Below are 26,865 nucleotides of genomic sequence, written 5' to 3' on the forward strand. Positions count from 1 at the left end.
GCCCTGGCTTAACTTCCGATGAAGTCGGGGCCGGTTTCTTTTTGTACGAACGTGTTGGGATGATTTCACCTGTAATCGGATCGACTTTTCCAATCAGTGTCCTCTTAGCGCGTGATTGTTGCTTTTCCTTATCCCAGTAGGGTTCATTCTGATAGGCATAAGTAATGCCCGTTTTCTTGTTTGTCTGAAAAATAACTGCCATATCAACACTCCTCGTTATACATTATATTATATAACGAGTTATAAGTCTACAAAAAAACCGCTATATATCAATCGTTACAGCGGTTTTTCGAGTGATTATCGTTACACAATTCGGGAATGCAGGTTATAAAATAAACAAATTCAATATGCGACATTTATTTTACAAAAAAAGGGAAATAATTCTACAACCCGATTGTTGCATCCGATTATAAAATTATTCCCGCAATCAGAATAACCGCTCCTAGTTTGATGCTTAATAGTTTTTAACTCGCAGCTGATACCGATTTGCGCCCATTCCGACGAAGGCGCTCATCCGTATTTGGTGTTGCCCGGCGAATTCCGCTTAGTGCGCTCTTTAGCAGGTCAAGATGGAGGAATACCTTCTTCAGCAGATTGGCTGTCGCAAAAGCATCGTCAAGATTCAGTTCTTCTCTGCTCGTGTGCTCATATTGATAGCCTACCGATAGATTTACACTTTGAATTCCTTGTTGTGCCCAAATGCGTGTGTCACTACTCCCGCCTAATGTTGGTTCCCAACGATTTTCATCATCACCCAGATTACCGATGAGTGCGAGCATCTCTCCGAATAGTTCATCGCAAAAATCGATTCCGCGTGTGCCAGTAACGACATCGCCTCTTCCTCTGCGGTCCACTACTAAGGCAGCATGGATGTCCTCCAAAAATTCTGAAGACACCGATTTTGCACCGCATAATCCGACTTCTTCCTCTACCGTGAAGGCTATCTTTACTTTTACAGGAGCACGAAATTCCATCTGTTGCAACTGTTTCAATGTATGAAGAATGACGCCTACTCCGGCTCTGTCGTCCGCACCCAGAATACCTGAGCTGGAAGTCCAAACAGGACCGCACTTCAGTATTTCTCTCCCGGCCTCTATTTCATCCACTACATCCAAATGACTATTTAACAAAATCGTCAAGGAAGGTTCTCTGCAAGCTCTCCCGAAGGTGACTTCAGCCAAAATATTTCCATAATCGTCAACTGTCATTTTATCCGTTAATGTCGCTAGTTTCTTCATCACATGGTTGCGGATGATAGATTCATATCCACTTACACCAGGGATTTCGAGCAGTTCTTCAACGACATTTTCAAACATTGTTCTCTCAAGGTGCTCAGTGGAGATTGCACTCAAATTTTCAGGCAGCTCATTCAGTAAACTGACAAAGCTTAGAAGCTCTTTTCTTTCCTTTAGGATGACAATTGTCTTGCGCGCTAACTTAACTCTATGTTTGAGTTCAACCTCCACCATCAACAAAGCAGCTCTTTCCGTATCATTCTCTGTTGCAAATACGATATTCGGTCTGCGTTCGCCTTCTCCATCACAGCTCATGATTGTCATGCAGCCTAAGCGATTTAATTGTCTTACCAATCCGCTGATGTACAGATCCAACATCGCCAACGAAACATTGTCTTCTTCATCGAAATAGCCGCACATTTCGGTTCTGCCTCGGCCCGGGACAGCACATAGCGCGAGCCATTCTGACTCGTTCCATAGCGTATCCTCAACTATCAGAAGACTTCCTTGCCACTCATGACAGCAGTTACTTTCATTAAGAATTTTCTTTAAAAACTCCACGTTCAATTCAGATTCATTGCTAAAATCCAGCGTGCGGCTGTCCACCTGAGAAAAAATAAAACCTTGTTCCACTAATAATGCACTCATTATTTTAACCACTACAATCACAACCTCTCTTTGTTATGACATAAGTATAATAAACGGTTGTGAAGGGGGCGTCACAAATAATATAGGCTAACTCATTGGTCCAACAATGATGACTCTTCTGAACGGCAAATGATCGTATAGGGAACTTTACCGTTATAGTAATAGCCACTAGGATTGGGTGATCTGCTGGTTGTGATGACATCCAACCTTGGGTCCAACTTATTGAGCAGGCTCCTCAATTGGCTGACAGCCTTTCTTAACCTTTCATTCGTCACAAAAGAGGTATTGTTCATTTCCTCAAAGCAATTCCGCATGCTATTCTCGTTTCCCGGATTATTATGCGAGGTGAAGCGCAACAAATATACGAGTTGCCTTGCCTTAACTTCACTTCCGAAAGGCATCTCTGATTTATTAAATGCCACCTTACTGTTGACACCGTCAAACCAAATAATCAGTGTGCCTTCAGGACGATCACCTTTTTGGAAATAGCCCTCTGCTTCATCATACGATACATAACGATTGTCTTCATCGGTTATCACTTCGTACTCCTGGTTCATAAGCCCTACGCCCAAATCTGATATAAAATCCTTGACGCCATAGGAAGCATAATCCGGAAGTTTTGTGTATTTGTTTTTAACTGGCGAGAACTCTAATTCCTCATTCAGTTGGTCGACCTCATTCAGATAGGACGCCAACAAATACAATCGAGCGTAATAAATTTCTCGATCAGATAAGCAAAAGATAGGTTCATCATGAATTGTATTCTCCAACGCACAATTAAAATATCGAATCGCATCTTTATGGTCATTTCTGCGATAACGAATAAACGCCAGCCGGTATGCCGCCATTCCGTTTTTCGGGTCCAAATAGAGGGCTTCCTTCAATGAGTTTTCCGCGTCCGGTCTGCTGCCCTGTCCGCGAAACTTCATTTCTGAACCGTGGTTGTACAGTAATTTGGATAACTTACGTTCTACATCGGAACGAATGCCTTTTAATGCAGTATCTCTGGATTTCTTCAATTCACGTAAAACAAGCTTTTGTACTCGAATTTCACGTCCGTAGCCCTCATCATTGACGTTGAAGTCATCTTCCCTTACCAATTCCATTTTATGCATTTCGGTCAATAATTCATCCAAATTCATTTCACTTAATCGTAAATTCCCAGCCATACTTCCCTCTCCAATCCAGTAATTTATATCATTTTACCCAATCAATCTGCTCTTTTTAACTAAGAAGATTGACTGGGTAAGGAATTGATTCATTAAACTTTCGACCGATAGGATTTATACAGATCTTTCGCAAGCAGGGTGTAAACAAGCTTGTAATAAGCATCGTCAGCTCCAACAAGCTTTTCGAACGCCTGCTGATTTTGATCGTACTCGGCCATCACTTTATCTTGGAAAACATCTTTAAAAAGGTTGTCCACAAACATTTCTTGGCTGTTTGTTTTCGCCATGCTGACTACCTTCATGTCCGGATTATTTTCAAATGACCTATACAAGGCCTCCAGCAGTACCTTATCCTTCTCGGTAAAGTCATCTGGGAAGCGTTCATTCATGCGGTGGATGATTTCATCCAAAGAATCCCGTTCGTCAGGTGGCTTTATGCCTGCATCTATTTGTTGCTTATTGGTTAACTTGCCACTTTCGGGATCCTCAGAGACCAAAAAAATGTCTCCGGAAAATTCCTTTTGCAATTTGTAGTACTCCAGCTTAACCTTATCTGCAACATCAACTTTCTCTCTTTGCTCTCTCGGGATGAATTTCAGCAAGTAATTCGTGAAGATGTTTTCTTCCAAAAGTTGCATATCAAACGTGCGGTCCAACTGGGAAATATAGCTGTACCATTTTCCGAAGTTCCGCAGCGTCACTCGGAATTGATACTGCGTGTCTTTCGGCAATTCTTCATAACGCTGAATAACCGGTTTAAAAAGACTCGAAATACGCCCCAACAATTTTTCATCTTGGCGATTTTGTGCTTGCCGAACGAGCTTCAGCACTTGGTCAATGTCCCCTTGATTGTAGACGTTGTACTTCCGCAGCTTGCTTTGTGTATCGTAGATCAAGTTGATATTGATTTCCTCATTCAAAGTGGTTTCTTCGTAGAAAGGCTGGAAAGCCGCTTGGATATCTTCCTCAGAATTCACAAAATCCAGTATGAACGTATCCTTTTTCCCGGGAGTGGTCCGATTCAATCGGGACAGTGTTTGAACAGCTTTCACACCGCGCAGCTTCTTGTCGACAAACATAGTATGCAACAAGGGTTCATCGAATCCTGTCTGGTATTTTTCAGCCACGATCAGAATATTGAAGTCCTCTGTATGGAAAGCTTCTTTAAGCTGTTTTTCACTGATTCTGTCTCCGGCTTTCGTCACATTCAAGCCTGGTTCCGTGTATTCCGTCCCCTCAACATTTACCGATCCGGAGAAGGCGACCAGAACATCCAGGTCCGTATACCCCTTTTCTTTTATGTACGCTTTGAATTCCTGCATATAGCGAACGGCATGCAAGCGGGAGGGCGTCACGACCATAGCCTTCGCTTGGCCACTGATTTCTTTTTTAGTCACCGACCGGAACTGTTCAATCATGACTTCCGTCTTCTGACGCAAGACCCAAGGATGGAACGCTTGGTACCTGGCGATTGCACGGACCGCTTCCGTTTTCGGTAGCTCCGGGTTGTCTTCGATTTCTTTGGCGATCCGATAAGAAGTCTTGTAGGTCATATAGTTCTTCAGGACGTCCAATATAAAACCTTCTTCAATAGCTTGGCGCATGCTGTAGACATGGAATGGCGCAAAGCTGCCATCCGGTTGCTTTGTCCCGAACATTTCAATCGTCTTTTCTTTTGGTGTTGCAGTAAAGGCAAAGAAACTCAAATTGTGATGACGCCCCTGCGACAGCAAAGTATTCACCAGCTCATCTTGATCATCAGGAGTTGTTGCTTCAATGCCCTCCTCGATTGCTTGGTACTCTTCTAAAGTGGCTTCTTTATCAGCTAAAGCAGCTTTCAATTTTTGGGCACTATTACCGGTTTGCGAAGAATGCGCCTCATCCACAATGACTGCAAAGTTGCGACCATCAGCGGCATCCACTTCTTGGTAAATGACCGGGAACTTCTGCAGAGTGGTAATAATGATTTTCTTGCCGTCATTGATTGCATTCTTCAGATCCTGGGAGCTTTTACTGTGATCGATAGTTTCGACCAAGCCAGTCGTATGGTCAAAGCTCAAGATCGTGTTTTGCAATTGTCTATCCAAAACCGTGCGATCAGTCACGATAATCGTCGATGCGAAAATAGGATGATCCTCTTTGTCATGAGCAGATGCCAAATGATAAGCCAGCCAAGCGATACTGTTGGACTTTCCTGACCCCGCACTGTGCTGAATCAAGTAGTTCTCCCCGCTCCCCTTCACTTTGACATCGGCAATCAATTTACGGACCACGTCCAACTGATGGTATCGGGGGAAAATCAAGGTCTGCTTCGTTATTTCCTTGCCATCTTGCTTTTCTTTCTTCACTTCCAAATTCATGAAGCGCTGGAAGACATCCATCAGATGATCCCTCTGCAGCAATTGTTCCCAAAGGTAAGCTGTAGGATAACCATCCGGATTCTGCGGATTCCCTTTCCCACCGTTGTTTCCTGGACCCTTCGAACCTTGGTTGAAAGGCAAAAAATAGGTTTTATTCCCCGCCAATTTTGTCGTCATATAGACTTCATAATGGTCCACTGCAAAATATACCAAGAAGCGGCGGTTAAAATTGAACACCAACTCTTTAGGGTTCCGATCCTGTTGGTACTGAACCAAAGCATTTTCCACCGACTGCCCTGTGTACTGGTTCTTCAGTTCTAGCGCCACTAAAGGAATCCCGTTCACGGACAGGACCATATCAATGGTGTTGCGGTTATTTGGACTATATGCAAATTGACGGGTGCACGTAAACCGGTTCGCTTCGTACTTCTCCTGCAACTCCTCATTCAAACCCGAAACAGGTCTGAAAAAGGCAACTTTTAAGGTCACGCCGCGATCACGAATACCGTTCCGAAGAACATACAACATTCCATGAGCATTAACCTCTTCATCAAATCGTTTCATAAGTTTACGCTTGAAATCACCCTGATGGATAGTAAGATACCTTTTCCATTGCTTCGGTTGTGTCTGCTCAATGAAAGCAATCAGCTTATCCATATCTATCCCAATAGAATCGTCATAATGGGAATCTTGAAAAGCTTCCTTCTCCCATCCCCCGATTTTCGTCAGACTTGTTTCAATATCCTGTTCGAAGCGCATTTCTCGATTTTCAACCAAATCTTAAACCTCCTTTTTTCCAGTTACATACTCATAGATAAGGGATTTTTTGTATTTTTCCAATTCCTGCACCATCTTCTGCTTATCCGCGATAAGAGAGTCGATGTGGGTCGTCTTTTCATCAAGGAAATCGGCAATTTGTTGTTGTTCTTCATTAGTAGGAAGCCCTATTTTATAGTTTAAAATAAAGCTTCCAGGTATTCTTTTTAAACCACCCGTGCCATACATCGTGCTTTTTCCTTCATTTTTAAAAGTTTGTTCTTGTAGTCTATAGAACAAAAATTTTGTGTTGATTTTTTTGGATCTAATAGTAAATATTTCTGAGGTGCCGAATCCAATACCATTCGTTAAACCTTCGGCAATAGCAATATTTCCATTCTCAAAACAGGGGGTGACTTTGGCTAAAACAATGTCATGTTCCTTGAAATACGAATATCCAGAGTACACATCTTCAACCATCTTTTGAGTATCTGTATTCATCTTCCCATTCTTTAGTTTTTCCATAGGTAGAAAAGTACATTCTATGTTTTTGACAGTTACCTCTGATTTTGGTGGTTCAAATTCAATCATGTATTTTAATTTGTTTATCTTCCAATACTCTGGAATCTCCCCAATCCATTCTATCCCGCTATCCCTCATCTTCACGTCCGGATTCAGCCCTTTCGTGACGGTTTCCGTGATGAGGGCCTGCTTGTAGGCTTTGAAGGCTTCAATGGACTTCTTGGTTTGCGAGATGATGCTGTCGATATGTGTAGTCTTCTCGTCGAGGAAGTCAGCGATTTTTTTTTGTTCTACTTGAGACGGCAAAACAAGTGGAACCATTGAAAAATTATTAAAACGAATTGCTTTTCCCTCACGAATAGTGTCTAATACCGTTCCGCGTAATGCTTGGATATACATCTCGGATTTGAAAAAATATTTGAAATATCCAGTATAAGTATTACGTGTACGTTCTTTCAGAACTGTGTAGGCCGGAGTAATACCACCAGATTCTTGAGCAATCTCAATTCCACCTTGAAAGCTTCTTAAGCTTATGACGAAATCTCCCGCATCAACTATCTTTAAATCACTGAGATTTATTTTTTGCACAGGCATTTGAGATTCTAATTGAATATATCTTTTTTGAGAAATTACTCCATACTTTTGTGAAGCAGTTAATTGTTCTACATCACCGACTGCTTTTATAGATGAATTATAAAACAAAAGATTACTTGGAATAACTTCCCAATTTTCTGGAATTTCCCCAATCCATTCCACTCCAGAATCCTTCATTGCTCTACTCATCAACTCTCACATCCTGTCCTGATAGTTGCTCAAAGCTCCTGACGATGCTTTCTTCCAACGCCTTGATTTTTAAGGCGATATCTTCCGTTCGTTCTGGTGCCACATACTTGTAGAACAGGCGTGTGAACGGGATTTCATAGGCAACTTTGGTCTTGGCCTTATCAATCCACGCATCCGGATTGAAGGGTTTGATTTCACGTTCAAAGTACGTATCGATGTCTTCCGTCAGTGGGATGTCTTCTGTGTCGCGCAAGGATGTATCCGGTTGGGGTTTCTTTTTCTTCAGGACAAGATTACCCGCCTCGTCCTTCAATGGGCTTTCTACCGTCACTTTATTGAAACCAAAGTCCAGATTATCAAACACCTTGGATTCGGCCGTACGGTCACCCCACTTGTATTCCTTGTTCAGAAAATCGCCATAGGCTTGAACAATCACGTTCCGGCACTCTTCGGTGATATCCACCCGTTTGCTCCCGATATTTCTCCGGCGGCTTTCGTAAATGAGAGAGGCATCAATCAATTGCACGCGGCCTTGACGGTGCGGCTTTTTATCTTTGTCGATAATCCAGACATAGGTCGAAATTCCCGTATTATAGAAAACATCGTTCGGCAGTTGGATGATCGCATCCAACCAATCATTCTCGATGACGTGGCGGCGGATTTCACTTTCACCGCTTCCTGCCGCACCGCTGAACAAGGCTGAGCCGTTGTGGATGATCGCCATCCGGCCGTTATCTTTCAACTTGGAAATGCCGTTCAGTTGGAACAGGAGCTGCCCATCGCTGATTTTCGGCAAGCCGACGCCAAATCTGCCCTGATCTCCAAGTTCATGTTCAGCTTGCACCGCATTTTTGTCTTTTTTCCAATCGATTCCGAACGGCGGATTGGAAATGCAATAATCAAAGGTATAGCCAGGAAAACCGTCATTGGATAAGGTGCTCCCTAGCACCATATTATCCGGATCGCCGCCGCGGATCATCGTATCGGCTTTAGCGATGGCATATGTTTCCGGGTTAAGCTCCTGGCCGAACGTCCGGACTTCCGCATCCGCATTGAAACTATGGATCCGCTCGATCATCGCGGACAGCATTTGTGAAGTGCCCATCGTCTGATCATAAACCGTCTTGACCACATCCGTTCCCGCCAGCAGGTCCCGGTCTTCAGCCAGAAGAAGGTCCGTCATCAGATAAATGATGTCGCGGCTGGTGAAATGCGCTCCGGCTTCTTCATTGTAGCTTTCAGAGAATCTGCGCACCAGTTCTTCGAAGATATAGCCCATGTCCGTGCTGGTCACTTTATCCGGTCCCAAATAGGATTCTTTCTTGTTGAATTCCTGGATGACGTAGAATAACGCATCATTAGCTGCCATCGTCGAAATTTCAATATCGAATTTGAAGTTGGCCAGGATATCCTGCATATTATCGGAAAAGCCATTCAAATAAGCCCGTAAATTTTCCTCGATATTATCCGGATCAGCCAATAAGGTTTCGAATGTAAATAGACTTGTATTATAGAAGGCAAACCCGGAAGCTTTTTCCAAGAAGCGATTACGCATCGTCACATTCATGTCCTTATGCTGCTCAGCTGCCTTCAATACTTTGTCTCGAGTAGGCAAAAGCGTATCATGCAGCCGTTTAATTACTGTCATGGGCAGAATGATTTTGCCGTATTCATGGGGTTTGTACAACCCTCTTAAGATATCTGCCACATTCCAGATAAGGTTTGCTTGTTGTTGGACGTTGACTGTCGTTTGCATGTTGCGTTTTGATTCGTTCACTATTTTTCCTCCTTACGTTGGGTGTACACATCCGTGATGCCCATTTCTTGGTATAACTGCTCTTTTTGTTGTTGGATTTTCATCGTGATTTCGGATAGTTGCTTATCCAATAGGCTTCTTTCACCTTGGTAGGCATCCATCATTTTTTTCTGTTCTTCTAATGGAAGTTTCGGTACTTTCACTGTCGCCAAACCTTTCATCGGCAACTGCGCAATTGTGGTTCCTACGCGGATCGATGCCAGCTCTGCCAATCCTAAAGGACTAGTCAGATATTCAAGCAACCAACGGCTATCCACCATATTTTTCTTCGGACGGATCCCTACCAGATTCTGCGTAACGAGAGTGTGCGCTCTGTCTTCTGTGATCCGGGCAAATTTATCGGTTGTGCCTCTAGCAGACAACAGAATGTCCCCTTTTTGAATCTGGTAGTTTTCAACTTTTGTATTCTCTTTTACATTCCCTTTTGCCAATTTGCTGAATTCTACTTCCTGATTGTTCAAGTCCGATATTTTGATGAATGCATATTTTCCATCAGCAGCCTCATCACTGGATATTGCATTGAATCCTCGATAAATTTCTGCAATGTCAGCTAATTTTACGGTATCCGCTTCGGTCCATTTTGCAGCATCGATTTCGATGACCATATCATCATCAATCTTATAAACAGTATCTTTCACATACTGCTCAGGCAATAATATGGAGTCTTGTTTTCGGATTTCATCGGAGTCGACAGATTTTACAAATCCTTCCGCATCATCGTTCCCTTCATAAGCTTCAATGATTTTTCTTAGCGATTCTTCCGCAAGAGTTACTGATGCCTTTGTTTTTATAATAGGTACGCTTGTTGCGTTAATCATTCTGATTTTATTGATAAGCCTTTGTTTATTCTTATTAATGACCAAAATCGCGGTAGGAATCTGAGTATAGGGAGAGAACAAGCCGCTCGGCAAAGCAATGACCGCTTCAATCAAATCTGCGGCTAGAAAATTCTCTCTGATTTTTGTGACTTGGCCACCCATGAACAATGCAGAATTGGATACGGAGAAAACAGCCTTCCCTTCGCCCTCTAATGCCTCTAGTCCATTCATGATAAATGCCCAGTCCAAACTTGACTTAGGTGGCAATCCATAACGGAAACGATTATATGGATCATTTTGTACCATATGCCAAGTTTCGTTTGTCGCCCGAATACCGAAAGGCGCATTCGTGATGACACGGTCAAATTTCTGATTTGTGAAACGAGGCGCACTGATTGAATCCCCCTGAAACACTTCCGTTCCAGTAGCACCTAGGCAATAGAGATAGACCAGGGCAAAGCTATAAATGGTAGGATTCAGTTCTTGGCCCACAATCTTCTGTCCTGGATTTCTTTCCAGCACCTCCTCATATGTGCTTCCAATTCCAAAGGCCGGATCAAGTATCCTCGACTCTTCATTGATGTCAGCCAACGCAATCATTAGCTTATTGATTGATTTCGGAGTCACACTAAAATCTGCAGATGATACCGTCATGTCCATCACGAGATCGGAATCATTTTGCGGATCGATCGACAAAAGGAACTTATAGACTTCCAAAACAGTTTCAGTACTCAAAGTCGATAATATGCCAGAAAAACCGAGGGCATTCAATTCGATGCCTGTTTCTTGTTCCTTTTCATAGAGACGATTGTATAATTCATTTTTGTGCAGTTGCATTAATTCGGACAAAGTTCGTCTATTATCGTGAGATATAAAAATACAGACAACGACAAGTTTCGAGAGGTCATCCATACTCATCTTTCCTCTTAATTCAGAAGTCAATCTATACAATAATTCCTTTGTGTTTAATTTATTCAAAACACTCACTCCTTATGCTTTTTATTATACCTTTAACCGTATAACTAATTATGATGTGTGAAAATAATTTCCACTTTTGTACGTTCATGCCGAAGTTCCAATAATTTTGAGGAGATAAGAGCATTTTCTAGGTTATTTTTGGATAATCCAAGACTCCCACCAGTTAGTCGAAGCTGAGTTACTCTAGGAAGACGTTCCTGGTAATCCAGCAAAAATTGACAAACACTAGTCGACCCTTCAATCTTTTTTGCTTTATGCGGACTTGCTGCAACGAAGATATCACTGTATCTATCCGTATCCAACAGCGATTCAAAATCAAACATCTTCACTCTGCTGTATTCAATAAATTTGAACACATCTTTTTTCAGTCCATTATTTTTGCATATTTTTTGGATACAAGCATCCGACAATTGACAATCTCCTAAAACAAGAATTTTTCCCGCGAATTTGGATTCCATTTTAACCACTTCACTCACTCCTTCTTCTCGACTTCATGGGTTTATAATACCACGCAACCAAATGATGTGTCAAATAGTTTTACTTAGTTATTGTCTACAGAGTTTATATTTATTTTTTATAGACAATAAATTTCATTCAAAACCCACATAAACTGCGGTAATGATTAGATTTCCCGGCGAGGAGACTTTAACCGTGATACGAAATAAAGAACGGCACAAAAAAGCCTCCAGACTCGGTATCATCCGAAATCTGGAGGTTAAGGGCATCAATTACTTTTTTTGTATACGTGGCTTTATTCTCCCCGCACCCGCATAACCGTCTCCCTCTCAATAACTTCATGCGGCACGATCATCTTCGGCAGCAAGGCGCTCGGTTCGTGGAGTTGGCGGATCAGGAGGGCGGCGGCTTGTCTGGCCAGTTCCTGGACATGGATGTCGATGGTCGTCAGGAATGGATGGGACAATGTCGCAAAGACGGAATTGTTGAAGCTGATCAGGGAGATGTCGTCCGGCACTTTGTACTGGTCCAGCTGCAGATACTGCAGGACGCGCAAGGCCAGACGGTCATCACCGACGACAAGTCCGGTCGGTTTTGTCTCTTCGAGGAACTCCTGGAAAGCCATGAAATCATCCGGCGTTTCGAAGTAGAGTTCCGGATGGACGGTCAGATTGGCGTCGCGCAAGGCATCGGAATAGCCTTTGTAGCGTTCCTTGTCGACAACTTGGGAAGGCGTCAGACCGACATAACCGATCCGCTGATGCCCATGTTGAATCAGGCAGTCGGTCGCCGATTTGCCGGACAGGCGGTTGTCGTTGTCGATATAGATCGTTTCGTTCTCGTAGACATCCGGTTTCCCCAGCAGTGCGTAGGGGATCTTTTCGTCATGCAGGAACTTGCGGATCGGATCTTTCGCCTCCGAATACAACAGGATGAAGCCATCGACCAGTTTGCGTTGGTGCATCAGGCGCACGCTGTCCTTCAGTTCCGCCATTGTTTTCCCGGTCGCCAGGGAAATCATGTATTTCTGTTCGTTGCAGACGACGCCGATTTCCTGGATCATCTCCAAGAAGAGCGGATTCTGCGCTGGATTCCCCATCGTCCCCACCGGCAGGATCACGCCGATCGTCTGGGTGGACTTGTTGGCCAGGTTCTGGGCGGCGAAGTTGGGCGTGTAGCCCAGTTTCTGCATCGCTTGGCGCACTTTCACTTTTGTGTTTTCGCTGATCAGCGGACTGTCCTTCAACGTGCGTGAAACGGTTGAAGTCGCGACGCCCGCTTCTCTGGCGACATCTTTTATCGTAACGGTCATAGGCATTTTCCTCAGGTTCATTTTTGTATCTCTAGATTACCATTTAAAAGTGTAATTTTGAACCCTTGCCGCCAAAGTATTTGGCGCCAGGACGATATTGTCCCAGCCAGGATGGTGGATGGCATCCGGTACTTCCTGCGCCTCGATCGCCAAACCCAGTTGGCTCCGCATCGGACGGCCGTTCACAAGGTACGGCTCGTTCATGCCTGTCGTCGAAAAGAGCACGATACTGCTGCGGTTGCTGGATAGTTCCATTTGCCGGCCGCTCGTTTCATCCTTAAGAATCAGTTGCGGCTGTTGGTCCGGCTTCATCAGGAAAACATCATCGAATCCTTCTGGCCGCTGGCGGATGGCATCGCCGAGAACAGTCGCTTCGCGGAAATCGAAAGCCGTCCCCGCAACGTTTTGCTTCGTTCCGGTTGGCAACTTGTCGGCATCCAACTCCAGCACTTCCTCGCAGGCCAGCTGCAAAGTATGCTCGGTTATCGGACGTTTGGCGTCGCCGCTCAAGTTGAAATAGATATGGCTGGTCGGATTGAACAGCGTTTCCTCATTGTCCTGGCTGATCCCTTCCATCGTGATCGTCAAGCAACCTTCTGCATCCAGCGTATAGCTGGTTTTCGCCTGCAGCCGGCCGGGATAGCCGACCGTTTCCGGCGTCGAATCCAATGTGAACGTGACAGTCACTGCTGCTGCAGTCTCTTCGGTTTTGAAGTCCCAGAACTGTTGGCCCCAGCCGCGGCTGCCGCCATGGATATGGTGCACACCATTGTTCTGCTCCAGTTGCTCCGTGCCCCATTTACCTCCAGTAATCCGGCCGGCAACCGGTCCGACGGTCGCGCCGAAGGAAGCCCTGTCGTTTCCGTAAGCTTCGGCATCGGCCAAGCCCAGCACGACATTTTCTCTCCGGCCTTCCCGGTCCGGGACCAGCAAGCGGATCAGCCGGGCGCCGTAGTTGATGCAGCTGACGGACATCCCGTTCGGCTGGCTCAAATCGATGCGCCACACTTTTTCCGTTCCGATGCTGCCCCATTCGCGGATCATTATGCTGCCCATGTTAAATCGCCTGCTCCCAGGTATCGCGCAGAACAGCCAGCGACAATGCGCTCGTGTCCGCCAACACGCGGTCGGCATGCCCCAACACGGTGGCATCGCCGATCGCCACCGCGGTGATATTGGCGGCCTTTATGGCATCCACGCCTGAAGCGGCATCTTCCACGCCGATGCACTCGGCTGGTTTTGCCCCTGCCAGTTCCGCACCGGCCAGGAAGATATCCGGTGCCGGTTTGCCTGCAGCCACTGAGGCCGGATCGACGATGCCGTCGAAGTAGTCCTTCACCTGCAGCAACGCCAGGATGCCGGGTGCGTTCTTGCTGGCAGAAGTCACGATCGTTTTCAGACCAGCTTCGCGCAATTCTTTCAACAACGGCAGGATCCCCGGCAGGATATCAGCCGGTGTCATTTCCTGGATCAATTCCAGATAATGGTCATTTTTCTTTGTGCAGAAGGCTTCTTTTTCAGCCGACGAATATTTATCAGCCACGCCGCCGTGCGCAAGGATGCGTTCCAACGAATCAATCCGGCTGACGCCTTTCAGTTCTTCATTGAAGGCTTCGTCGACGGTGATCCCCAATTCCGCACCGAGGTCACGCCAGGCCAAAAAATGGAACTTGGCGGTGTCGGTAATGACGCCGTCCAAATCGAACAATACTGCTTTCAACATTTCTTTCTCTCCTTTAGTGTCGCTCACACGGACACAGTCTTTTTCAGTGCAACTTTGATTTCATCTTTCAGCTGCAGCTCTTCATCGTAGATGCGAACAGGCAACGCTTCGCCTTTCACCAAGGTCAGGCTGACAGTCTCTTCGTTCACTGCGATCAGGATCAAGCGGCCGCGGTAGTTGATGTGGAATTGGTAGTGCGTCCAGTCTTTCGGCAAGAACGGCGCAAAACGTAGGCCGTCTTTGGCGCGCATACCGGCGAACCCTTCCGCGATCGTCAACCAGCTGCCGGTCATCGAGGTGATGTGCAGGCCGTCTTCGGTATCGTTGTTGTAGTTGTCCAAATCCAAGCGTGCGGTGCGGCGGTAAAGATCGACAGCTTTTTCTTCCTTGTGCAGTTCGGCCGCAAGGATCGCATGGATGCATGGCGACAAGCTTGATTCATGCACAGTCATCGGCTCGTAGAAGTCGAAGTTGCGTTCTTTCTCTTCCATCGTGAATTCGTCACCGAACAGGTAGATCCCTTGCAGGACATCCGCTTGCTTGATGAAGCAAGAACGTAAAATCTTGTCCCATGACCAGTGTTGGTTCAACGGCAAATCGGCTTTGTCCAGCGCGCTGACCGGTTTCAGATCCTTATCAAGGAAAGTGTCATGCTGCACGAAAACTTGGCGCTCTTCATCGTACGGGAAGTACATGTTGTCGATGATATCCTGCCATTGTTCTTTTTCAGTTGCAGTGATGCCCAACGCTTCTGCGCGTTCCGGATATTTCTCCAGGCTTTCCAAGGTATAACGCAGCACCCAGACAGCCAAGCGGTTTGTGTACCAGTTGTTGTTGATGTTGTTTTCGTACTCATTAGGGCCGGTTACGCCATGGATCATGTAGCATTGCTTGTTCTGTGAGAAGTGCACGCGGTCCGCCCAGAAACGGCTGACGGCGCTGAGCACTTCCAGACCTTCTTCGGCCAAGTAGCTTTCATCGCCCGTATAGGCTGTGTAATTGTAGATTGCGTAAGGGATCGCACCGTTGCGGTGGATTTCCTCGAAAGTGATTTCCCATTCATTGTGGCATTCCACGCCGGTGAAGGTAACCATCGGATATAACGCGCCCTTCAATCCTTGTTGCGCAGCATTGTGGAAAGCTCCCGGCAATTGATTGTGGCGGTATTTCAATAAGTTGCGGGTAACTTCCGGCTCGGTTACCGCCAAGTAGAACGGTACGCCGTAAGCTTCCGTATCCCAGTAAGTAGCGCCGCCGTATTTTTCACCGGTGAAGCCTTTCGGTCCGATGTTCAAGCGTTCATCTTCTCCATAATAAGTGGAGAATAGTTGGAACAGGTTGAAACGAATGCCTTGTTGCGCTTCGTCATCGCCGCCGATTTCAACATCCGCCAATTCCCAGCGTTTTGTCCACAGATTCGCTTGTTTCGCTTCCAATTCCTCGAAACTTTGGCCAGCGACTTTTGTAGCGTAGATTTCTTCAGCGGTTGCTGCCAGCTGGTCCTTCGCATGATCGCGGCTCGTCGTCAGCGTTACGTATTTCTCCAATGAAAGGACTTGGCCGTTTCCAGCTTCCCCTTCGAACACTTGGGAGACGAACAATTCTTTGCTGTTGTTGCCTTTTTGATTGAAGCCTGTCGCTTTGTGGTGCATCGTTGCAGCCACACTGAAACGTTCAATGCCGAAGTTGTTCGGGATCGTTTCGACGACCAGCGTATCGTCCGTTTGTTCGACCCATTCCCAGAACATTTCATCATAGTTGGCATCTTCGTTTTGGACATTCCCGTCCAGAGCACTTTCGATACGGATCGCGGCCTTTTCCGAGGCTGTGATTTCCACTTTGATAGCGCAAAGTTCCTTGATGTCGATGCTCAGGAAGCGGGTGAAATGGACGGTGACTTCTTTACCGTTCTTCACTACCGTAAAGAAGCGTTCCAAGCGGCCTTTTTCCATATCCAACGTCAAGTCAAAGTCTTTCACTTCATCGGTGTAAAGATCGATTTCTTCTCCGTCCACAAAGATGTGCATATACAGAAAATTCATCGCATTGATCACTTTTCCGAAATATTCCGGGTAGCCGTTTTTCCACCAGCCGACGCGTGTTTTGTCGGGATACCAGACGCCCGCCAGATACGTGCCTTGATGGTGATCGCCCGAATAGGCTTCCTCGAAGTTTCCACGCATGCCCATGTAGCCGTTGCCGAGACTGGTCAGACTTTCCTGCAGGCGGCGATTTTCTTTGTCTAATTGTTTGGTTGTTACTTTCCAAGGATTGATTTCAAAAATTTGTTGCGTCATTATTGGTTCCCCCTTATTTGTTCTTCCCCCTTAGTTTACGTGCAATCGGTTGCATTGTCAATGCAAAAGTTGCATTATTATTTCCGACGCATGATTTCCTTGGCATTGAAATGTTTTCTTCATCTATCCGTTTAAAAACCAATTTATTCTGAAATAGACCGCTTGCAAAATTTCTGGATATGGTCTATACTTCGAATCGTAAACGTTGCAATCGATTGCACCGATAAATTTGAGAGGAGTTTTAAAAATGAAGAAAATATTTACATTTGATTTTTGGCAAAAATTTGGCAAGGCTTTGATGGTCGTTATTGCGGTCATGCCGGCAGCTGGTTTGATGATCAGTATCGGCAAGATGATCGCTATGTTCTCTGGAGATGTCCAATTGTTACTGACAACGGCTGGGGTCATCGAAGACCTGGGCTGGGCTGTCATCGTCAACCTGCATATCCTGTTCGCTGTCGCCATCGGGGGATCTTGGGCGAAAGAACGTGCCGGCGGAGCCTTCGCAGCACTGCTTGCCTTCATCCTGATCAACCGCACGACCGGCAAACTTTTCGCAGTGACCGGAGATATGCTGGCTACTGAAGGCGCGACAACCAAAACGTTGTTCGGCCAGGACATTCTGGTGAATGGTTACTTTACCAATGTTTTGGGCGCGCCCGCTTTGAATATGGGTGTCTTCGTTGGGATCATCGCCGGTTTTGTCGGCGCTGTTATCTTCAATAAATACTATAACTACCGTAAGCTTCCTGATGCGTTGTCCTTCTTCAACGGCAAACGTTTCGTGCCTTTCGTCGTCATTGGTTGGTCCGTTCTAATTTCCCTTGTTTTGGCAATCATCTGGCCAGTCGTTCAGACCGGCATCAATAATTTCGGGATTTGGATCGCGGACTCCGCGGATACCGCACCGATTTTGGCACCGTTCGTCTACGGTACGCTGGAGCGTCTGTTGTTGCCGTTCGGTCTGCACCATATGCTGACGATTCCGATGAACTACACTTCTTTGGGTGGAACTTACACCATTTTGACAGGCGCTGCTGCAGGTTCTCAAGTGTTCGGTCAAGATCCGCTTTGGTTGGCTTGGGCCAGCGATTTGGTGAACTTGAACAACACCGGCGATACAGCAGCCTACAATGAGTTGCTTAACGCATTCACTCCTGCCCGCTTTAAAGTTGGTCAAATGATCGGCGCAGCCGGCAGCTTGATGGGCTTGGCTTATGCTATGTACCGCAACGTCGATGTCGACAAACGTCCGAAATACAAATCCATGTTCTTCTCCGCAGCCATCGCTGTTTTCCTGACAGGGGTAACCGAACCGCTTGAGTACATGTTCATGTTCGCTGCACCGCTGCTTTACGGCGTTTATGCAGTCCTGCAAGGGGCCGCTTTTGCCATGGCCGATATCATCAGCCTACGCGTCCACTCCTTCGGTACACTGGAATTCCTGACACGCATCCCGATGTCTTTGAAAGCCGGCTTGTGGTTGGATGTCGTCAACTATATCTGGGTGACGCTCGCTTTTGCCGTAATCATGTACTTCGTTGCCAACTTCATGATCAAACGCTTCAAATTCGCAACGCCAGGCCGTTTGGGCAACTACACGGACTTCGACGGCGAAGCGGAAGAAGCTGCTCCTGCCACTGCAACACCGGAAGGCAACGCTGGTGCATCCGATAACGATAAACTAGTTTGGAACATCATCGACGCATTCGGCGGCCAAGAAAACATCACTGAAGTCGATGCTTGCATGACCCGTCTGCGCGTCACGGTCAAAGATGAAACCCAAGTTGCAGAAGATAAAAAATGGTCCACATTGGGTGCACGCGGCGTCATCCGCAAAGGCAAAGGCATCCAAGTCGTGTACGGTCCCCAAGCAGATGTCCTAAAATCTGATATAATAGATTTATTAGGAAGATAGGAAAAGCGGAACGGGTTCGTTCAGCCCTGAAAGAAATTTAGGAAATCGTGTCGACTGAGCATCGAAGAGCGCAATAGGTACGATTTATCTAATTTCCGAAGGGCTTACCCGTGTAGCTAGCCATCATTTTGGATGCACGAAACACTTTAAAAGTCTGTAAAACATCCCAAATGATGCACTTTCTATTTTAAAAGATTATCTTAATAACTATATATTTAGAAAGGAGAGGACCTCATGAAACTACTGACATTGAATACGTACAGTTGGGTTCAAACAGCAGACCCTGAAACTTACGCCGCCCTGATTGCGGACATTCTGGAAAATGATTACGACGCCATCGCCCTGCAGGAAGTGAACCAGCTTTCCAGCGGCACAAGCGTCAACGAACCGGAGGGCTATCTGCCCACCCAGAACGAAATCCCGATCAAATCGGATAACTTCGCCTACTTCTTGGTGAAGGCCTTGGCGGAGAAAGGACTTTCCTACCATTGGTCCTGGGTGCCATGCCATGAAGGCTACTTCCGTTTCGATGAAGGAGTCGCCATCCTCAGCAAAGCGCCGATTCAGTCAGTCGAACAAGTCCAACTTTCCGTAGTCAATGATTTCGAAAGCATCCACACCCGCCGCGCCTTGGTCCTCGAGACCGAAGCGGCCGCTTTCGTCTCCGTCCACCTGTCCTGGTGGAAAACGGAAGAAGAAAATCCGTTCTTGTTGGAGTGGACTTCCGTTGAGACGGCTGTCAAAAAACTGCGCGGCATCAAGCCCATCTATGTCATGGGTGACGTCAACAACCCAGCCGACGTCCGCAACGAAGGCTACGACCTGATCACGAACGCCGGCTGGCAGGATGCCTACGCCGTCGCTGCAACGCGTATTGGATCTGCGACTGTTCCGCCGGCGATCGACGGTTGGGAAGGAAACGAAGTCCCGCTGCGCATCGACTACATCTTCTCGGATCAACCGCAAGCAGTCGAAACGTACGAAGTCAAATTCGACGGGAAGAAATTGCCTTGCGTGTCCGATCATTATGGGGTTGCGGTGACATACGCCTGAGATTGATACATTTGAAAGAAAGAAGATCTACCTCGCGCGAGGTAGATCTTCTTTTTACATTTAGTTTTGTTGGACCCAGTGGCGGGGGTGCCGCGAAATGCGGAATTAGCCCGCCAAAAGCGTTTTGACGGGCTAATTCACTTCGTCACCTACATTCTTATATCGTTTTTCCACTTACTTCCCGCAGCATTTCTTGTATTTCTTGCCGCTCCCGCAAGGACAAGGGTCATTGCGGCCGATTTTTGGTTCATTGACGATTGGCGTCACCTTCGGTTGGTGCACGAAATTCAGATTGTTGTTGGTCAGCTGCTCAAAATAGTTCTCTTCGGCAGAATCTTCTTCATTTTCAAAATACGCCCAGTTCCTCATTTCACCGATCGTATCATCGATTTTTTGTAAGTTTCTATCTCTCTCGGCTCTGTACAGTACCATCGACTGGCCTTCCACCATGGCCTGATCTACGGATCCCATACCAATCAGGAAAGAATCCACCTTATCATTCTTATAGGCTTCCTTTATTTCATCATACACCTCGCCCGGGTAGATATCCGTACAGAGATTTATCAGCAACGTGAGAATGGTTGGATTATCGATCGTGGGAAGCAGTTCTTTGTAATAAGCCATAAGCTCCTGCCGTTCGAGCTCCCCGTTCAATGTCAAAATAGCCAAGGCGGTTAGCGCTTCAACTTTGATATACTTATCGACTTCCTCGTCCTCAACCAGTTGCTTTATGGATGTCACATCATTTCCGCAAATGGATGCCATTATCCTTCCGGCATAATCTGTCATCGCGTCTCCAAACAACTTGTCCGTCAGCCCATTCGGCAGACTGAACAGTTCCAGCACAATAGGATAAGCTTCCTTGACTCTGAACTGAGCCAACAGAAGAACCGCATAAATATGCCCTAAATAATCAAAGTTGTTGCTGAATTGTTCCGCATTATCCCTCACCTCTTCAAGGAAAGCCATCAATAAAGGAATCGCTTCTTCTTTTCTGGCAATAATTTCCGCCAACTCTTCCTCAGGGAAAATCCTGTCGGGATCACATTTGATGCGATCAATTAGTTCAGCCATCGTCTTTTCGGAATGGCCAAAAGTACCTGTCGTGCATTTTGGATCATTGCCGTTTAATTGATTATCCACTGCTTCCAACACGGTTTCTTTCAATTCTCTGCTCACCATCACTAACACCTCACCAATGATATAGGTTATTGTCACTGCTTTTTTATGTACCTCTAGTTTACCATACACAAACTTTACAGGGCACACCTGAGTGGAGGCGATTACCAAAAATGTTGAACAACACAAGCCAAAAAGGCGTAGTTGTCTGTAAACGAGACAGCCCCACCTTTTTGTGTTTTCGCATGTGCGGTTGCAGAATTCACACAATTTTAAACGACTACTTCTATTTTTAACTTTCCGCCTGCAGATTCCACAATGTCACTCAATGTTTGTACATTAATATTCTGCGTACCTTTTTCTACTCGAGCAATGTAAGATTGTTTTTTCCCAGTTAGGTTAGCTAACTCAGATTGACTTAACTGTTTTTCTGCTCTAATTTTTAAAAGAATATTTGCAGCTTGATAGCTGGCTTCGGTTTCTTTCCATGCTTCAGCAAACTCCGGTGTTTCCATTTGGGTATCGAAGTATTTCTGTAATTTATTTTCCATCTTTTTCTCCATTCCTTTCCAGGTAGCCTTTACGATACTCTGTACCACCAACACACCCTTGCAGAGCAATACGAATACCCGGGTAATCATCTTCTTCACGGATATCTTGCATTTGCAAAACATCATAAGTGATGCCGTCATCAGTTTCTATTTGCCCGATTTCAGTGAGAACTTGCTTAATTTTTGATAGGCTTAGGGTGAATCCTTTAACCGTTGCATCCAGATCCATAGTAGTTCGCTTTTCACTTCCAATAAAATTACCGACCAAATATCCACCCTTCAGAATAAAGTTTTCTTTATAAGCCGATTGACTTAAACGAAAAAGAAATCGTTCCATAATGAAGTTACGCTGCAGTAATTGTGCAGGGATACCCGTTTTGGTTTGTATGTTTTTGATTTTTTGTTTCATTTGAGTTGGGGTTATCACAACAATACCTCCACATAAGTTTTTATTTTGTCCAAAACGTTATATTTTTCAGCCAGGTTAAGTAATTTTGGGATATTTTTATCGGGTCTTCGCATATATTTTATGATTGCTTGTAAAAGTGTATCTTTATCCGCTTCATACCGTGTACTAAACATATCGCACAAGGTCCGTTCCATTGAATAGATCACAATATCGTTCCCATTGCTGCTTTTCACTGTCATTTGGTCCTCCTGCCAAACTGACCGTTCCTTCCATACCAACGAAACGGGTTGCTCTTTAATTTTTTTCGAATGATAACCGCGCGGGAAGGTCATCGTGTAGATAAAAGGCGTTGTGTCGGACAATCCATGCAAGTAAAGAGCCGTTTCATGGGAATATACGCCTTTCGCAAACCGTTTTTGATAAATATACATCTCATCCTCGTAATAAAGTGGTGACAAATAGATTCCCCCGCTGATTTTTTCGAATCCCTCTTTTTTCAGATAATTTAACGATGCTTGATTCGGATAGCCTTCCTCTTTCAACGTGGCCAAGAACACAACGCCGTGATTTTTTTCTACCTCGCGCGCTACGAGTTCCATTAATTTATTTTGATTTTCCGACACGGTAATCACCACCTATTTTGATTTATATACAACAAACTATATATCAATGTAGTATGAAAGTCAAAAAGCAGGGACTGCCCAATATCAGCGGCTTTTTCTTTCGCATTGGGTGGCTCTGTTTATCGTACTCGCCGGCTGGGAAGGAAACGATGTGCCGTCCCGCAGCGACTACATCTTCTCGGACCAACCGCAAGTGGTTGAAACGTCCGAAGTCAAGTTCGATGGAAAGAAATTCCCTTGCATTTCTGATCATTATGGGGTTGCGGTTACATATTTGTGATTATGAATCTTGATGAATAAAAAGAAAAAGCTGTCTCAGGTGATAATGAGGCAGCTTTTTTGGTTGGGATCGATTTTTTGGGGGATGTTGTCCGATAATTGCAAAGAATCGGACATTTAGTCTGATGATGCTGACCTAGTTGTCCGATAACTCAACAGAATCGGACATCCATGACGACGGTACTGTCCTAATTGTCCGATAACTCCAAAGAATCGGACATCCAGGATGACGATACTGACCTAGTTGTCCGATAACTCCAATGAATCGGACAAGCCAAAGCAGAAAACTAATCTACTGGAGAATTGATCGCGGAATACTCGGAGTCCGATCCCAACTACCGAAAATACTGGAAAACAATCAGAATTTACCCGGATATATAACGAGGCGGATTATAATCTAACATCATCAAATCCTTGATATTAGTGATTCTTGTGAAATCCTCGTTTCTCCCGGAACTCTAGGATCGTCAATACAAATATTCATATTGGCATATTTTGTCATAGTTTTTATTCATATTGATATAATTACATTGTAATCGATTACGAAACTATTAGGTTTAATACCTTATAGTGACTGCAGCAGAAATAGAACCTCCCCTCCGTTTATTACACTGTATATCAAACAACTTGGAGGACGAATGGTATAACTTATGTTGAAGTGAAGACCACAGTCTGGAAATACAGCAACTATACTGGATATATTGGTCAGGGGACATCTTTAAGAACCTATTCAGATAACGGAATGGATTGATACTATTGAAAAGGAAATTTAATCGCTTCTATGGGCTTATATTTATAAGCTTAATTCTTTGTGAGTTTGTTGATATGCCTTACAGTCGGTTGGTACAATACCTTTTAGGAGCAGTATTTTTAGGATTGTTGATTCTGGAAATATTCTATACAAAGAAAAGAGAAAATAAGATTGAAATAGATTCCATCGTCATTCTCGCTATTTTTTTAATCTTAGCTTTTGTTTTTGGAATCAAGTAACTCAACTTTCAAAAGCATCCCCAACAATCAACGGCTGGGAAGGAAACGAACCCCCGCTCCGCAGCGACTACATCTTCATTGATGAATAAAGAGAAAAAGCTGTCTCATGAGGCAGCTTTTTTTGGTTGGGCTCGATTTTTGTGGGGGTTGTTGTCCGATAACTCCACAGTATCGGACAGCCAAGCCAGATATCCGAAAACAGGAGTCGCCCCACACGGGAACGGCTCCTGTTTTTACTGATGCATACTATTCAACAATGCCATAGTAAACTTTTGACGTTACTTGATAAATGAGCCAATAAATCACACTAAATCCGGTTATTACGCCGATAAAGCACCAGAAGACTAATGTTGTATTGACCACACTGAACAAGAGCAATAGTTTTTGAATAATCGGAAAGGCAAAGGCTACATGAATCACAGCAATGATGAGCGGCAGGAGAAACATCCATACAATTTGCAGCCGGGTCGTTTTACGAATCATTTGCTTATCCAAGCCAACTTTTTGCATGATTTGAAATTTGTCTCGGTCATCATAGCCTTCTGAAACTTGTTTGAAATATGTAATCAGCGCTGCTCCAAAAGTAAACAATAACCCAAGAAAAATCCCCAAGAACAAGAAGCCGCCATTCATACTGTACCATTCTTCACGTAGAAGTTCCCTTGACTGAAAATATGAGTTTCCACTGTCACTAACGACAGCAGCCGTTTTTTCAGAATAGTCCTTCTTCTGCGCTTGCGTTCCATTCGTGTTCCAAGAAATAACTGCATCTGCAACAATCGGAAGGTCAATCTCTCTTAATCTAAAATCAGTTTCCATAATGGATTCTAAGGTCTCTCTAGAATCCACTATCATAATCATATTAGGACTCTGTGATTTATCCATTTTCAAGGGGTTATCGATTTTTGATTTGACTTGATACGTTGTATTTCCGATTATCACTGTGGAAAAACCAAATGTATTTTTTGAATCAAACAGTAATACTTCATCAGAACTTAACGGGACGGTTTCGCCAACTATCCGTTCATAATCTTCTCTGATAAGCAGCTGAATAGTATCCGGTATCTCTTTAGCAAAATCAGCCGCACCAATCATAATTTTGTTATCTTCAATGATACTGAACAGATTATAGTACACATACATTTCTGTCCCCGTAACGTTTAATCCGTTCGCTTCTGTTTCCTTTTCGATGGCTTCAAGTTGCTCTGCCAAATCGACGGTTTCATAATAGGTTCTTTGGTTCTCATAAGGCAGACGAACCGTCAAAGTATCTTCGGTCCCAATAAAAATAGCTGCTGTCGTTGATACCGCAACAATGACCATGGTTGCTAAAATAGTGATATTGGCTAACCCTACTGCATTTTGTTTCATCCGATAAAGCATCCCGGAGATTGAAATAAATGGACTCGGGCGATAATAGAACGGCTTATTTTTCTTCAGTTTTTTCAGGATGAAAATAGAGCCGGAAATGAATAAGAAATACGTACCCGCAATAACCAACAGTACTGCAAGAAAAAAATAAATCATGGCATCAAGCGGGTTATCAATGGTCAGCGACATCCAGTATCCTGATCCAATCAATAACAATGAAAGAATAAACAGTATAAGCGAACTTTTCGGCTCCCGTTCTCCTGTCTGCTTGCCTTTAATCAGTTGGATAGGATTAGAAAACGTAACTTGAGTGATATTGTAACCCAACGTTGTTAAAAAGATGAGGGCAAACAGTCCGATCGTAACCAGCATTGCCTGTATCGTAAAAGGAAAAGACATTTCTATCCCGAACTTTAAAGCATAGTTCAAAACAAGAAAAGCAAGTTCCCCCAATAGATGCCCCACTACCACACCTACAACAATACTAAAACAGCTTGTTACCATTGATTCAATCGTCAATATTTTGGAAACGTGGCTCTTCTTCATTCCCAATATGGCATATAGGCCAATTTCTTTTTTTCGACGTTTGATCAGGAAACTGTTGGTATACAAAATAAAGATAAAGGAAAACACCCCAACGACTATAGCCCCTAAAGCGAAAAGCAAAGACAACGTATCCGATCTGGTTTGAATAAATTTATTTCCCCTTAACGCGACCATCATGTAAAACATCGCTACCGTTGCAATTGAAGCAAAAATATAAGGAAAATAAATTTGCTTGTTGGATTTAAGGTTACGCAGGGCCAGCTTTGAAAAAAAAAATTTATTCATGTTGCTCACCTCTGTTTGCCAAGACAACCAACGCTTGCGAGATTTTGTCCATAAACTGATCCGGTGTCTGTTCGCCACGGTAAATTTCATGATACACTTCGCCATCTTGAATAAACAATACACGGTTAGAGTAAGCTGCAGCCCTTGTACTGTGGGTAACCATGATAATCGTCTGCCCCACATCATTTATTGATTCGAAAGTCTCCAATAGACTTTGGCTGGATTTCGAATCCAATGCTCCAGTGGGCTCATCTGCAAGCAATAATTTTGGATTTGTGATCAACGCTCGGGCTACCGCTGCGCGCTGTTTTTGTCCCCCAGAAACCTCATACGGATAATGATTGATCACCCCATCAATTTTCAATTTTTGAATGATGGGCATCAAACGATTCTCCATTTCAGTTATTGGCGTATTGGATAAGACAAGCGGCAATAAAATATTGTCTTTCATCGAAAAATTATCCAATAAGTTGAAATCTTGGAAAACAAACCCTAGGTAATCTCTACGGAAGTTAGAAATCTCACTATCTTTGATCTGTGTCAGGTCTTTTCCTTCCAGCATTACTTCACCCGCAGTAGCTGTATCAAGTGTTGCCAAAATATTCAACAAGCTTGTTTTTCCTGAACCCGATTCTCCCATAATCGAGACAAATTCTCCTCTTTCAACTGAAAAATTTATGTCTTTTAAGGCTTGGACTGCCTGTGTTGAAAATATTCCCGTATAGGTCTTTTTTAAATGCGTCACTTCTAACAATGTCATGTTTGTTGTCTCCTGTTCATTTCTTTGTCCCTATCACTAGTTTAATGAAAATGAACATCGGCTGCCTTTATCTTTTCTTACAAAGGGT

At 44.6% G+C, this 26,865-nt stretch carries 19 protein-coding genes and 1 pseudogene; 2 read left to right on the forward strand and 18 right to left on the reverse strand.

The features are described 5' to 3' along the window. From BM184_RS11900 to BM184_RS11955, 12 genes and pseudogenes are all read right to left on the reverse strand, one after another. Window positions 1–202: pseudogene (locus tag BM184_RS11900) on the reverse strand (IS1634 family transposase); the annotation flags it as partial. Window positions 203–464: 262 nt separating this feature from the next. Then, the gene (locus BM184_RS11905; protein WP_086943508.1) at window positions 465–1,883 is read right to left on the reverse strand and encodes a M20/M25/M40 family metallo-hydrolase; all 1,419 of its coding nucleotides are present in this window, start codon (window positions 1,881–1,883) and stop codon (window positions 465–467) included. A 92-nt stretch (window positions 1,884–1,975) separates the two neighbouring features. After that, window positions 1,976–3,052, reverse strand: coding sequence for a tetratricopeptide repeat protein (locus tag BM184_RS11910; protein WP_086943509.1), 1,077 nt, complete (start codon window positions 3,050–3,052; stop codon window positions 1,976–1,978). 92 nt (window positions 3,053–3,144) lie between these two features. Then, window positions 3,145–6,189, reverse strand: a complete 3,045-nt coding sequence (locus BM184_RS11915; RefSeq protein ID WP_086943510.1) for a type I restriction endonuclease subunit R — start codon at window positions 6,187–6,189, stop codon at window positions 3,145–3,147. A gap of 3 nt (window positions 6,190–6,192) precedes the next feature. Further along, window positions 6,193–7,473 (reverse strand): restriction endonuclease subunit S, encoded by a 1,281-nt coding sequence (locus tag BM184_RS11920; RefSeq protein WP_086943511.1) that lies wholly within the window; start codon window positions 7,471–7,473, stop codon window positions 6,193–6,195. Continuing rightward, a complete protein-coding gene (locus tag BM184_RS11925; protein WP_086943512.1) occupies window positions 7,466–9,250 on the reverse strand; it encodes a type I restriction-modification system subunit M in 1,785 nt (594 codons plus the stop codon). Before BM184_RS11925 ends, BM184_RS11920 begins: the two co-directional genes overlap by 8 nt. After that, window positions 9,250–11,085: an N-6 DNA methylase gene (locus BM184_RS11930; protein ID WP_143091139.1), complete on the reverse strand. Its 1,836-nt coding sequence runs from the start codon at window positions 11,083–11,085 to the stop codon at window positions 9,250–9,252. Before BM184_RS11930 ends, BM184_RS11925 begins: the two co-directional genes overlap by 1 nt. 44 nt (window positions 11,086–11,129) lie before the next feature. Beyond that, window positions 11,130–11,552, reverse strand: a complete 423-nt coding sequence (locus BM184_RS11935; RefSeq protein ID WP_086943514.1) for a hypothetical protein — start codon at window positions 11,550–11,552, stop codon at window positions 11,130–11,132. A 284-nt stretch (window positions 11,553–11,836) separates the two neighbouring features. Further along, complete coding sequence (locus BM184_RS11940; RefSeq protein WP_086943515.1) at window positions 11,837–12,853, reverse strand: LacI family DNA-binding transcriptional regulator; 1,017 nt, start codon at window positions 12,851–12,853, stop codon at window positions 11,837–11,839. Window positions 12,854–12,889: 36 nt separating this feature from the next. Continuing rightward, a complete protein-coding gene (locus BM184_RS11945; RefSeq protein ID WP_177208650.1) occupies window positions 12,890–13,909 on the reverse strand; it encodes an aldose epimerase family protein in 1,020 nt (339 codons plus the stop codon). Window position 13,910: 1 nt separating this feature from the next. Then, window positions 13,911–14,576, reverse strand: coding sequence for a beta-phosphoglucomutase (gene pgmB / locus BM184_RS11950; protein WP_086943517.1), 666 nt, complete (start codon window positions 14,574–14,576; stop codon window positions 13,911–13,913). A gap of 23 nt (window positions 14,577–14,599) precedes the next feature. Beyond that, entirely contained in the window at window positions 14,600–16,873 is a 2,274-nt protein-coding gene (locus tag BM184_RS11955) for a glycoside hydrolase family 65 protein (protein ID WP_086943518.1), read from the reverse strand. Window positions 16,874–17,120: 247 nt separating this feature from the next. Here BM184_RS11955 and BM184_RS11960 point away from each other — a divergent pair, with 247 nt between their 5' ends. Further along, window positions 17,121–18,791, forward strand: coding sequence for a PTS transporter subunit IIBC (locus BM184_RS11960; protein ID WP_086943519.1), 1,671 nt, complete (start codon window positions 17,121–17,123; stop codon window positions 18,789–18,791). A 234-nt stretch (window positions 18,792–19,025) separates the two neighbouring features. After that, a complete protein-coding gene (locus BM184_RS11965) occupies window positions 19,026–19,844 on the forward strand; it encodes an endonuclease/exonuclease/phosphatase family protein (RefSeq protein ID WP_086943520.1) in 819 nt (272 codons plus the stop codon). Between the two features lie 174 nt (window positions 19,845–20,018). Here BM184_RS11965 and BM184_RS15590 read toward each other — a convergent pair whose 3' ends face one another. From BM184_RS15590 to BM184_RS12000, 6 genes are all read right to left on the reverse strand, one after another. Beyond that, the gene (locus BM184_RS15590; RefSeq protein ID WP_281252520.1) at window positions 20,019–21,026 is read right to left on the reverse strand and encodes a DUF1186 domain-containing protein; all 1,008 of its coding nucleotides are present in this window, start codon (window positions 21,024–21,026) and stop codon (window positions 20,019–20,021) included. Window positions 21,027–21,235: 209 nt separating this feature from the next. Beyond that, the gene (locus BM184_RS11975; protein WP_233436870.1) at window positions 21,236–21,514 is read right to left on the reverse strand and encodes a helix-turn-helix domain-containing protein; all 279 of its coding nucleotides are present in this window, start codon (window positions 21,512–21,514) and stop codon (window positions 21,236–21,238) included. Beyond that, complete coding sequence (locus BM184_RS11980) at window positions 21,504–21,941, reverse strand: nucleotidyl transferase AbiEii/AbiGii toxin family protein (RefSeq protein ID WP_086943521.1); 438 nt, start codon at window positions 21,939–21,941, stop codon at window positions 21,504–21,506. Before BM184_RS11980 ends, BM184_RS11975 begins: the two co-directional genes overlap by 11 nt. Beyond that, a complete protein-coding gene (locus BM184_RS11985) occupies window positions 21,938–22,546 on the reverse strand; it encodes a type IV toxin-antitoxin system AbiEi family antitoxin domain-containing protein (protein WP_086943522.1) in 609 nt (202 codons plus the stop codon). The genes BM184_RS11980 and BM184_RS11985 overlap by 4 nt, the downstream gene beginning before the upstream one ends. A 1,515-nt stretch (window positions 22,547–24,061) precedes the next feature. Further along, window positions 24,062–26,017 carry an FtsX-like permease family protein gene (locus BM184_RS11995; protein WP_086943524.1) on the reverse strand — a complete coding sequence of 652 codons (1,956 nt, stop codon included), beginning with the start codon at window positions 26,015–26,017 and terminating at the stop codon, window positions 24,062–24,064. Beyond that, complete coding sequence (locus BM184_RS12000) at window positions 26,010–26,777, reverse strand: ABC transporter ATP-binding protein (protein WP_086943525.1); 768 nt, start codon at window positions 26,775–26,777, stop codon at window positions 26,010–26,012. The genes BM184_RS11995 and BM184_RS12000 overlap by 8 nt, the downstream gene beginning before the upstream one ends. Window positions 26,778–26,865: the final 88 nt, after the last annotated feature.

The sequence above is a fragment of the Trichococcus pasteurii genome (genome assembly GCF_900112935.1).
Lineage (GTDB): Bacteria > Bacillota > Bacilli > Lactobacillales > Aerococcaceae > Trichococcus > Trichococcus pasteurii.

Excerpts from the sequence above, each read along its gene's own strand:
- BM184_RS11905 (WP_086943508.1), bottom strand. The coding sequence starts at position 1,883 with ATGAGTGCATTATTAGTGGAACAAGGTTTTATTTTTTCTCAGGTGGAC.
- BM184_RS11910 (WP_086943509.1), bottom strand. The coding sequence starts at position 3,052 with ATGGCTGGGAATTTACGATTAAGTGAAATGAATTTGGATGAATTATTG.
- BM184_RS11920 (WP_086943511.1), bottom strand. The coding sequence starts at position 7,473 with ATGAGTAGAGCAATGAAGGATTCTGGAGTGGAATGGATTGGGGAAATT.
- BM184_RS11940 (WP_086943515.1), bottom strand. The coding sequence starts at position 12,853 with ATGACCGTTACGATAAAAGATGTCGCCAGAGAAGCGGGCGTCGCGACT.
- BM184_RS11945 (WP_177208650.1), bottom strand. The coding sequence starts at position 13,909 with ATGGGCAGCATAATGATCCGCGAATGGGGCAGCATCGGAACGGAAAAA.
- pgmB (WP_086943517.1), bottom strand. The coding sequence starts at position 14,576 with ATGTTGAAAGCAGTATTGTTCGATTTGGACGGCGTCATTACCGACACC.
- BM184_RS11955 (WP_086943518.1), bottom strand. The coding sequence starts at position 16,873 with ATGACGCAACAAATTTTTGAAATCAATCCTTGGAAAGTAACAACCAAA.
- BM184_RS11960 (WP_086943519.1), top strand. The coding sequence starts at position 17,121 with ATGAAGAAAATATTTACATTTGATTTTTGGCAAAAATTTGGCAAGGCT.
- BM184_RS11965 (WP_086943520.1), top strand. The coding sequence starts at position 19,026 with ATGAAACTACTGACATTGAATACGTACAGTTGGGTTCAAACAGCAGAC.
- BM184_RS15590 (WP_281252520.1), bottom strand. The coding sequence starts at position 21,026 with ATGGTGAGCAGAGAATTGAAAGAAACCGTGTTGGAAGCAGTGGATAAT.
- BM184_RS11975 (WP_233436870.1), bottom strand. The coding sequence starts at position 21,514 with ATGGAAAATAAATTACAGAAATACTTCGATACCCAAATGGAAACACCG.
- BM184_RS11995 (WP_086943524.1), bottom strand. The coding sequence starts at position 26,017 with ATGAATAAATTTTTTTTTTCAAAGCTGGCCCTGCGTAACCTTAAATCC.
- BM184_RS12000 (WP_086943525.1), bottom strand. The coding sequence starts at position 26,777 with ATGACATTGTTAGAAGTGACGCATTTAAAAAAGACCTATACGGGAATA.